7 protein-coding genes and 1 pseudogene are annotated in these 7,286 nt (G+C 39.3%); 4 read left to right on the top strand and 4 right to left on the bottom strand.

Annotation, left to right across the window (positions count from 1 at the left end):
- Positions 1–492 precede the first annotated feature (492 nt).
- Positions 493–1,209 carry an EAL domain-containing protein gene (locus C4S60_RS23255; RefSeq protein WP_103882903.1) on the bottom strand — a complete coding sequence of 239 codons (717 nt, stop codon included), beginning with the start codon at positions 1,207–1,209 and terminating at the stop codon, positions 493–495.
- A 214-nt stretch (positions 1,210–1,423) separates the two neighbouring features.
- Positions 1,424–1,726 (bottom strand): antibiotic biosynthesis monooxygenase, encoded by a 303-nt coding sequence (locus C4S60_RS23250; protein ID WP_103882901.1) that lies wholly within the window; start codon positions 1,724–1,726, stop codon positions 1,424–1,426.
- A gap of 295 nt (positions 1,727–2,021) precedes the next feature.
- Here C4S60_RS23250 and C4S60_RS23245 point away from each other — a divergent pair, with 295 nt between their 5' ends.
- Positions 2,022–2,903 (top strand): DMT family transporter, encoded by an 882-nt coding sequence (locus tag C4S60_RS23245; protein ID WP_103882899.1) that lies wholly within the window; start codon positions 2,022–2,024, stop codon positions 2,901–2,903.
- On the opposite strand, the gene C4S60_RS23240 is transcribed toward C4S60_RS23245, so the two are convergent.
- Both C4S60_RS23240 and C4S60_RS23235 read right to left on the bottom strand, forming a co-directional pair.
- Positions 2,866–3,756, bottom strand: coding sequence for a LysR family transcriptional regulator (locus C4S60_RS23240; RefSeq protein WP_103882897.1), 891 nt, complete (start codon positions 3,754–3,756; stop codon positions 2,866–2,868). The genes C4S60_RS23245 and C4S60_RS23240 overlap by 38 nt on opposite strands.
- Positions 3,757–4,298: 542 nt before the next feature.
- Positions 4,299–4,931: a DsbA family oxidoreductase gene (locus C4S60_RS23235; RefSeq protein WP_103882895.1), complete on the bottom strand. Its 633-nt coding sequence runs from the start codon at positions 4,929–4,931 to the stop codon at positions 4,299–4,301.
- A 157-nt stretch (positions 4,932–5,088) separates the two neighbouring features.
- Between C4S60_RS23235 and C4S60_RS23230 the strand changes: the two genes are divergently transcribed.
- From C4S60_RS23230 to C4S60_RS23220, 3 genes and pseudogenes are all read left to right on the top strand, one after another.
- Complete coding sequence (locus tag C4S60_RS23230) at positions 5,089–5,703, top strand: nitroreductase family protein (protein WP_103882893.1); 615 nt, start codon at positions 5,089–5,091, stop codon at positions 5,701–5,703.
- Positions 5,704–5,753: 50 nt separating this feature from the next.
- Positions 5,754–6,866 carry a protein kinase family protein gene (locus tag C4S60_RS23225; RefSeq protein ID WP_103882891.1) on the top strand — a complete coding sequence of 371 codons (1,113 nt, stop codon included), beginning with the start codon at positions 5,754–5,756 and terminating at the stop codon, positions 6,864–6,866.
- Positions 6,867–6,925: 59 nt separating this feature from the next.
- A pseudogene (locus C4S60_RS23220) lies at positions 6,926–7,286 on the top strand (hypothetical protein); the annotation flags it as partial.

Below are 7,286 nucleotides of genomic sequence, written 5' to 3'. Positions count from 1 at the left end.
CGTACCACATCTCACAACAAGGCAGGCCATTGGTCTCGCACTCTGACATACACGAACGGCACTTATGCTGAGCAGTGTTCTTACGACGCAGGGACGAGCTGGACAGCTAAAACGGGTGACTCTTGCGAGCCGTAATTTAGACATTAACAAGTAGACAAAAGGTGCTCACGTGAGCACCTTTTTTGTATCAAAGGCAGTCATTCTAATCTTCTCGCTACAAAGTTAACGCGCTTTCAGATTACCAAGCATTTTAAGGTAGTCACTCGCTTTAGAAGATCCTCATTTGCATGAGGATGACGGCATTTTTTTTGTTTTTGTTCAGGTAGATAGAACGAAAAAGCCCCAGCATTTCTGCTAGGGCTTCGAATGTGGCTTTGTTGCACTTTGAACGGCTTTCTGCCAAAAATGGAAGCTTCGTTATCCAATCGGCGTTTTTCAAAACTTGATGCCGATTATGCGAATTTTCTATGTCCCGTCATTGTCGTCCCCAAGCTAAATATATATTGGCGTGCCTTTATCAAAGCAATAACCCTGAAAACCCCAAAAGACACTTTGAAGATCCAAAAGAGTATGGAAAATGGACACGGATTCAACTCGCTCAATGATGACTTTCTCAGGTCTTAGGTGCGTGAACACAACCAGTTTCTCAATATCCTTTTTCGTCTCCGGAGACTGTATCTTAATAAACTCATACCATCCTGTTTCCAATTCTTTATGACGAAAATCTCCATTATAAATATCAAAGTCATCGGCAGCGGTGACAATCCCATTTTGCTTTAGCAAAAGCAGTCCTTCTCCTATTCGGTTGCAACTTCCGCATACATTTCTTTCCGTCACTTCGACAACGAGCACTATCTGTCTTTGTAACAGGTAATGATTAAGCTCTACGAGTCTCGTCAGTAATGTAATGTCGCATAAGTTACTTCTTTCCACATTAAGGAACAGATATTTCCCTGACCATTCCGACTCGAAACGGCGATTTTCAATGGCCACCTTAATACGTTGAATCAGGTAGTTTGTTGAAGACGAAAACGTGAGATCACTATGTACATTTGGCCCTGGCAATATCTCTTTGCTACGCTGTTGATCTATCAGGACTTCGTAGCCAATACACTCTCCACTAACGTCAAATAGCCCTTGCATTTTGTATTGGTAATTCGCACTAGTGGACTTTATTCCGTTAATGAATCTGTCAATTTCCAGACACATAAATTGCACTCTCCCCTTCTTAGAGTGAGTATCCTACGCCTCGTATATTTGTTATTCTTCTATTCTTCTCTGCCAGGTTCCTGATTTAAGCAACAAAGCACTTCGAATGTGGCGATAAGTGAACACCTGAATTGGTAATTGAGAGCATTAAACCAATACAAATTGATTCCAAGTGAGAAGTTCCGCATGGTTCAATTTCAATTAAGAAACGGCCCTACTTCAAAAGATCATCAGAAACTTTCAGTTCTCTTAATACTGATGATGATATCAAATACTTTTTCATTTCTATTAATGTAACGGGAGGCACATCTCGATACCTTTCCGTTGCCTCTAACCAAGTTTCTCGGTTTGGCCATTGTGCGTATGCCACATAGGTACGGTCTACATTAGTAGTGTGTAGTCTAGAACCTAAACTCCCACAATCGGCAAATACGTATTCGGTATGATCGATCCAAGCCTCTCTGAATTCGATATCAAAGCCTTTTTTTATTACAAACTCATAGATTACCGTAAACATTCTCAGCTCTCCTTATCATTAATGCATTATTTTAACCAGAACAACCGCCCTCAAAAAAATCAACCACCCCAGATAAAAATTCTAGTTTTTCGCATGGAAAACAATCCATTAAGAGACGACATTTGATTTTTAATGAATAGTCTTATCCGCACTAATTACAAAATAAAACTATAGGAGAAGACTCAACACTTTTAAACCCCTAATTAGTAAACAGTCAATTTACCAATTAGGAATTGCAATAGGGCCCAATAAGTAAATAATTATTATCATCTTAGAAAGTTTTGGAGAACATAAGATGCTTGCTCTAACTTTAACAACAGCTCTAGCTCCTATAATCTGGGGAACAACATATTATTTGACTACAGAGTTTCTACCTCCAAATCAACCATTTTTGGCGGCCGCGATTAGGTGTGTACCATCAGGTTTGATTTTGCTACTCATTTTCGGTGAAAGGACAAATAAAACAACAGCAAAAAGGCTTTTTATTTTGTCCATTTTAAATATTTCTCTTTTTCAAAGCATGCTTTTTATCTCCGCTTATAAACTTCCTGGCGGTGTAGCTGCATTAATAAACTCATTACAGCCAGCCATTATTTTATCATTAGCATTTTTATTCAAAGGGGAACGAGTTGATAAGGGAAAACAATTGATGTTGTTGATTGCTTTTATTGGCCTGTGCTTTATCTTTTTAACACCTAAAGTCTCCTGGAACTTAGCCGGAGTTGCTGCTGGCCTAATTGGGGCAATATCGATGTCTTTCGGTACATTTTTGTCAAGAGAATGGTCCACAAACATGAATATTTTTGCATTTACCGGTTATCAATTGTTATATGGCGGTTTAGTATTACTTTGCATTTCTCCCTTTTTTGACGTTTACCCTACATCTATAGAGTCTAAAAACTTGTACGGATACGGCTACTTAGTATTATTCGGTGCCATTGTGTCATACACCATTTGGTTTGATGGCGTAAAAAAGCTCCCGCTTGGAGTAGTTACCTCTCTCGGTTTTTTGAGTCCTATTACAGCAATTACCTTGGGCTGGTTAGCTTTAGACCAATCAGTAAGCGTGTCACAAGGGACCGGTATCGCCCTTGTCCTTTTTTCAATTTGCAAAATCGTTATGCCAAAACCAACAAGCTCTAAATTCGCTCCAGGCGATCGACTAAAAAATCTATAAAACTTCTGACAAGCTGTGAGTTTGCTCGGCTACTAGGATAAACAGCATATAAGCTGTGCTCCTCCGGAGACCAGTCTGGGAGGAGTTCTATTAGCTCCCCATTTTCCAACAGGGACTTAACATAGATGCATGGTGTCAACGCAATACCTTTACCAAACTTACAAGCTTGTACTAAAGCCAAGCTATTATTAACTATATAGTTTGAAGCAACAGGCTCTACGTCTTCACTTTCATCACCTCTACTCAACCTCCACTTGTTCGTCGACGCCAAACTATAAACAAGACTCTTATGTGACTTAATATCAGTTGGACTTAGAATTGGTGGAGAAGACTCTAGATACTCAGGGGCGGCACATAAGACCCGTTTTAGTCCAAGCAACTTCCTTGACCTCAAAGAAGAATCAGACAAAGTGCTGCTGCCTCGTATTGACACATCTGCACCTTGAGATATTAGATCGATTTGTTCATCATCCATTACAACTTCAATGGAAACAGATGGGTAGTGGTCTGAAAATTCACAGATAAGTTCGTTAATCAACACTATGCTTAGTGACAGCGGGGCACCGATCTTAAGCTTTCCGGCGATATGCTGTTGATTAAAAGAGAGTGTTTGCTCCGCGTTTGAAATAGTATCCAAGGCCAAACACACTTCTCGGTAGTACTCTAGACCAGCTTCTGTTACGAACAACTTCCTTGTCGTACGATTGATTAGAGGGGTATTTAGAGCTAGCTCCAACTCATTCATATTCTTTGTAACTGCGGCCTTAGAAAGCTTCAAGTCGTTTGCCGCAGCTTGGAAGCTACCAAGTTCAACTATACGCCTAAATACAGTTAGGGCTCTAATCTTATCCATATCCATCTCCGCTAAAACCACTATTATAGCTTATCAACACGCCAATCCCCCTTGGTAATATAAAAGCTGACACCATACTTGTGTCAGCTTTTATCATGTTTACAAGTGTATCCAATTTGGCTTTAAAATATACCTCACCGTTACATCCAAAACCAACCACGTTCAAGAAGGAAATCAGATATTCATAGTAACTTAAGTACTCTTTTCGATTCACATCCAATCAGCCCAGTCAACGTAATAACCATCACCGGTGCTTAAGTAATTTTGAACTAACATATGCAGAACATCAATTTTGTTCTCAATACATACGTTGTTGACACTCCTCTTCACTTCTTTCACCTTGCTAATGCTCAGCTCAAAAATCGTTATCCTGCCATTCCCTAGCGAGTTCTCTGCCAATCACGACGAAGAAAAGCCATTTGATACACCAACTACTAGAACTCACTCTGGTTAGAAAAAATGGCAAAAATTCACCACGTATTTGTTTTCTTTTCTAGCGTGGAGAAACACTTTCTGCTCCTTTTATCCCCATATAATATTCACTATTCAAGATTCACAGCCCCCAAATTTACTAATGTATTTACTAAGTCTTGATACTTAGTTGTAGAACGGATTAGATATTTACTATCAACAACAAGTGTCGGAATTGAGCGCACGCCATAGTTGAGCGCTAATAGTGAGTTTTTATTCAAATCATTTTTAACATTTTCAGAGAACATAACATCTAAGAACTTTTCCGGTTCATAATCAAGCTCAGTTATTGCTTCTTTAACCACATCAATATCTCCAACATTCTTTGCTTCTTGAAGATGATACCTTTGAAGAACATCAAACATGTCCCAATGCGCTTCTTGTCCCCCGAGAATCTCGGCAGCCTTAGTCGCTTGAGCAGCTATAAGACCGTTAGGATAGTGAAAATCCGCCTCGCGCATACCATCGATATTGAACCTGTCAGATTTTCCCTCAAAAGCTGAGCAAGATTCCCAATGTTGCAAAATTTGCTCTTTAGCGCCTTCGAGTGAGCCCCACTTAGAAATCATTTCTCTGTCATTTCTCTGTAGAATAAAATTGCGATGAACAACTTTGACATCAATTTTTGCCTGTATAGCTCTAAGTACTGGTGATTGTATATAACACCAACCACAGACTACGTCATGAAAAAACTCTATCTTCATCTAACACCTCGTTATAAACCAACCAAAAACCACATCCTTACAAATATATTACATTCATTAATTCATTTCCGTGAAAATACAGTTAACCAACAGTAAACAATGAAACTGCTATTATTAACCAGACACTAAACGACTTGTGACCTAAAAGGAAAATATTATGGAAAGCATGCTAAATTTAATTGTTAATCGAAAAACGACAGGTATATACAACCCAGAGATTTCTATTTCAAAATCTGAAGTAGAAGAGATTGCAAACTACGCCTTTCAAAGCCCATCGGCATTCAATTTACAAAATTGGTATATTTTGGCTGTACACTCTACAGAAGCCAAAGAGAAACTTTGTGAAGCAGCATATGGTCAACCTCAAACTAAAGATGCCGCGGTTACATATGTGGTTTGTGGTGATAGTGAAGGGTATCAGCACATTAGTGATATTTTAGAAAGTGATGTGGAAGAGCAGATCATCCCTGACACTATTAAGAATGCGTGGGTTGAGATGGCGACTAACAGCCACAAAAACAGTGCAACGCTTCGAAGGGATGAAGCTATTCGCTCAGCTTCTCTTTTGGCAATGAGTTTGATCTATGCTGCCGAAGCCAAGGGATACGATACAGGTAGTGTAGGTGGCTTCGATCCTGAAATGGTCAAGCGCTCATTCAATCTAAGTAATTCACTAATCCCAACAATTTTAATTACCGTAGGCAAAGCTGCAGATGGGAACTGGCAAAAAAAGACCAGAAGGCCCCCTGAAGAAGTTCTTACAATTGCATAAAATTTGGGGGGATGACTTTTCATCCCCGTTTTAGAAAAAGGGAGATTTATATGAACACTAGGCAAAAGCAACAAACGGAGTTTGAAGCAAGTGGGGACAACATTGAAGTTGGCACTCCTGAAAACTGTCCTTTAGATCCTTCTATCTTAGCAAGCATTAACGAAGCTTCAGATTATGTAACAAAATCAATAGATTCAGGCCTGACCGCTGAAGTTTATCAACTTACTATTAATAGCAAAAAATATACTCTCAAGAAAAAGAGAGCTTCGGCACTCGTTTCTAACATAGATGGTAAACTCTCATTTTTGAATGAAGTTCAACGTAGAGCTGATTTTTACAAATTAAAATCCACCCAAGATGCTCCTGAAGTCCTGCCTAACATCGTAGATACTATATATGCTAACTATCGATTGGGTATAATCCTATCCCCTTGGATCGAAGGTAAGCCGCTAGAAAATTTAAATAAAAACATTTTCAAGCAAATATTAGAAACCACGTCACTATGTGAGCAATATGGGCTAATGGAATGGGATCTTTGCGAAGGTAACATTTTAATTACTGAAGATGGTAAAGTTTTTCTATTCGATTTTGGTTATATGTATCCGTTTAACCCACTCGTCGATATAAATAGCAACGGTATGTCTGATCCTATTTTTCATAGCGTTGAACGGTTCGAGACCCGATTTTTCTTTGGATGGCTTTTAGATAGAAATAATCTAAGTGAAGATGATAAAGTAGCTTTGTTTTTCGACCTAAAATCTGTAGCAATAGATGTCTTCAACAAAAAAATATCATGGTTGAAAGCAAGCAATGCATCATCTGAGGTTATTCAACACTTCCAAGATATCGCCAATATATGGGCTGAAGCTTTGAAGAACGGTAACGCATTGAGAAATCTCTACAAAGCTGAATCATTCAGATCCCATGTGCTAGATATTGAAGACGACTTACATGGCAAAAGTTGTACAAGTAAAACCTTAGCAAGGATTGATTATGTTTTGGATTCTATAGCCAATCACTATGAATTCTTGAGTTCAAACAACTGTCTTTTTTACGGAAACGCTGGTAAGTCTCAGCAGAATCTAATCGAAACATACCAACAAAAACATAAGCTTGCACAACAACATTTGATTGTGCAGCCACATAAAAGTTTGAAAGACTGATCCGCACCAGCAGTTTTGGACACCGAGTTAAGTAAGTAAAATCACTGACGAGGTGAACCATGACAAGCAAGAAAAAACGTATTATCCGTTCTCCTGAATTTAAAGTAGAAACCCTTAAGGCAGCAAAGAAAGTGGGAGTAGCTGCTGCAGCGAGGCAGATCGCCAAGAGCAACGAGACCTCACAACACTTCTTTGCCAGTACAACGGAAACCGGTTTAGGCCATCTTGTCATAGTTGACCCAAACTCTGTAGACGCCAGTGAATTTGATGCCGTCAACTTCATCAGTACTGATTTTAATAACACTAATGACTATGGCACCTACTTATGGGGACGTATCTTGGCAGAGTACGAGCCAACCGCTGAACTGGCCCAACGTACCACATCTCACAACAAGGCAGGCCATTGGTCTCGCACTCTGA

Source organism: Vibrio hangzhouensis (genome assembly GCF_900107935.1).
Taxonomy (GTDB): Bacteria; Pseudomonadota; Gammaproteobacteria; order Enterobacterales; family Vibrionaceae; genus Vibrio; species Vibrio hangzhouensis.
This window is presented reverse-complemented; position numbering and strand designations above follow the sequence as displayed.